3 protein-coding genes are annotated in these 2590 nt (G+C 49.2%); 2 read left to right on the top strand and 1 reads right to left on the bottom strand.

The genetic code is table 11. The features are described from left to right. A partial coding sequence (locus DBO31_RS02275) for a sodium:proton antiporter (protein WP_200817436.1) occupies positions 1 to 477 on the bottom strand: 477 nt, incomplete at its 3' end. A 292-nt stretch (positions 478 to 769) separates the two neighbouring features. Here DBO31_RS02275 and DBO31_RS02270 point away from each other — a divergent pair. Both DBO31_RS02270 and DBO31_RS02265 read left to right on the top strand, forming a co-directional pair. Beyond that, on the top strand, positions 770 to 1216 hold the full coding sequence (locus tag DBO31_RS02270) for a universal stress protein (RefSeq protein ID WP_059076683.1): 447 nt from the start codon (positions 770 to 772) through the stop codon (positions 1214 to 1216). Between the two features lie 215 nt (positions 1217 to 1431). Further along, on the top strand, positions 1432 to 2590 hold a 1159-nt coding region (locus DBO31_RS02265; protein WP_150824337.1), incomplete at its 3' end, for a DUF2157 domain-containing protein.

Here is a 2590-nt window from a genome sequence, read left to right as displayed (position 1 = left end):
GAGAGGACGGATCATCAGCATGGCAGCTCCGGTCGTCCCAATCCAGCTGGCAAGTGCCGTGCCGATGAGCAGCAGCAGAGCATTGATCTTTGTTGTGCCGGCCAGAGTACCTTTAATGACGATGCCACCAGCGGCGACAAAGAGACCGTAGAGCAGAACGATGAATGGGATGTAGTCCAGCAGTACCGATTCGAGGAGACGAAAGGCCCCTTCACCGGCACCGTAGGCTGCGGAAAAGGGAATGAGGAAGATGAGCGACCAGCCGAGAGAGACCCACTTCATATTCTTTTCCCACCATTCACCTTTAAAAAGAGGGATGATAGCAATAGACAGGAGCATGCCGACGAAGGGGATGATGCTCCAAACGGGCAGTGAATTGTTCACTAATTCATGGGCTGCCTCGTTAGCGAATACCGGTGGTGCGCTGAGTGTGAGCAAAGCCAGTGAGCCAGACAGTATCCTGCACAGTTTGTTCATGTAAATCACCTTTCTTGTTAAAATTTTTAATAAACTTAATTTTATTATAGCACAAATCAATGTCTCGTGGCTATGCATAAATAGCTATGAAATGTGTACATTCCAGACTATACCTGAAACCAGGATAAGATTATATAGAATTATTTATGCGCATAATCGTATAAAACGATGGACTGGCAATAGGAGAGATTTTTTTAAAAATTTTCAATAAGTTTTGCAGGAATTTGATAGATAATAGCGAATACATATAATAGGAAAGGTCAGTACGATGGTGAGACGAGGAGGGATTTATATGAAAGCTTACAAAAATATCATTGTCCCAACCGATGGTTCTGTGAACTCCAAACGCGCATTAGAACACGCTATAGTTCTTGCTTCTTCTTTGGGTGCGTCCATTACGTTGGTGTACGTGGCTAATATCGTATCCGTCATTTCTAATTTTGATCAGATTCCCAATGCCAGCGGTTATGTGACTGAACAGGTCGCCCTCGATATGGAAGAAGAAGGCAAAGGCGTCCTCGACGATTTTGCTAAGGAAGTACCGGAAGGCATCGACGTGAAGACGGTTTTTGAAGTCGGTTCGCCCGGACCGGCCGTCTTATCGGTTGCCAAAAAATATAAAGCCGATCTGATCGTCATGGGAAGCCGTGGCCTGGGACCGCTGAAAGGGTTGTTCATGGGTTCGGTCAGTAGTTATGTCGTAACTCATTCCGGATGCCCTGTTCTCATAGTTAAATGAATGCAGGTGGCAGGTTCCTTGTGCCGGTTTGTGACGGAAGGCAGGATTCCTGTACCGATGCCAGGTAGAGACGAGAAAGAGACTTTGTTCTATAAAATAGGGACAGAGTCTCTTTTTTTATAGGGAATTTGTAGTTTTTGTGATATACTGATATCGATATAAGCTGATGGTACGCTTAGAATGAATACATACTCTGCCTGGGGGACACATATAATATGGAACACATGGACACAAAATGGCTGGAACAGCAGATCCGGGAATGGGAATCCAGAGGATGGGTTTCCCGTGAAGGGGCTGTCCAGATACGTCATATACTGGAAACGAAAACGGCAGGCATTCCCCTGCCATTGCTGATTGTAGTAACGGCGCTGGGCCTTACTATTGCCGGTATGGCACTGATATGGGGACTGTCTGGTTTCTGGTACCAGACGAGTTTTGCCGTGCGCATCGGACTGGCGGCAGGACTGCTGCTTTTTTCACAAATCGCCGTTGGTGCCGGGATGCTCCGCAGTCGGCAGGGAACCTGGGGCGGTGAAGTGATTGCTGTCACTCATGTCCTTATACTGGGCGTTTCTCTGGCGATAGCTTTGCAGACCTATTATGTGGGCTGGGATACGCCTTCCTATCTTGCTGGATGGGTACTGCTGTCACTGCCAGGTATCTATCTCCTTCGTTCCGCCGGGGCAGTGATTCTCTATGCTCTGGGGGTACTGCTCTGGGCAGCCAGCGGAGGTCCGGTCAATGCGCCGGGAGGAGCAGCTTTTATGTGGATTCTGCTCGTACTGCTGGTGCCGTTTTATGGCCTGCTGCAGCGCCACAATGATGAAATCCGCCTGTCCGTATATTCCTGGACCCTTACGATTACGGTGTTCGCGGCATTCGGACTGGCTGCACTCGATTCAGAATATATCCCGTTCCTGCTGCTGGCTACCCTGGCGGCGGCGATTATGCTGGCAGGGTATTCCATTGACATCCGCAAAGCCTGGGGCGTGCCGTTCCGCTGGTTTGGCCGCTGTGCCGCTGCAGGATCGCTGCTCATTTCATCCCTGCCGTCATCGTGGTATGGGATTGCCCGCATCCAGGGATTTCACTGGACGACGATTGCCGTTACGGTCATATTATTCCTGTCTATTTTGGCACTGCTCTTGAAAGGTGTCAAAAAGCGTTTCTGGGGTCCCGTGCTGTATGCAGGTATCCCGGTCATCATCGCAGCAGAAACTATGCTGGTACGGAGCGGCCTTTACTCTTCCGTACCGCTTATCGTTTCCTCTATCTATCTGATTCTCATTGGATTTTATGAAATGGTCCAGGGAATCCAGAGCGGTCATACCAAGCATACGAAGTTTGGCATCTGCGCCCTTCTTTGTCTGGTGG

This window comes from Megasphaera sp. DJF_B143 (assembly GCF_900320625.1).
GTDB classification, from domain to species: Bacteria; Bacillota; Negativicutes; order Veillonellales; family Megasphaeraceae; genus Megasphaera; species Megasphaera hexanoica.
The sequence above is the reverse complement of the archived record's forward strand: the minus strand, read 5'-3'. Positions and strand labels throughout refer to the sequence as shown.

Excerpts from the sequence above, each read along its gene's own strand:
- DBO31_RS02270 (WP_059076683.1), top strand. The coding sequence starts at position 770 with ATGAAAGCTTACAAAAATATCATTGTCCCAACCGATGGTTCTGTGAAC.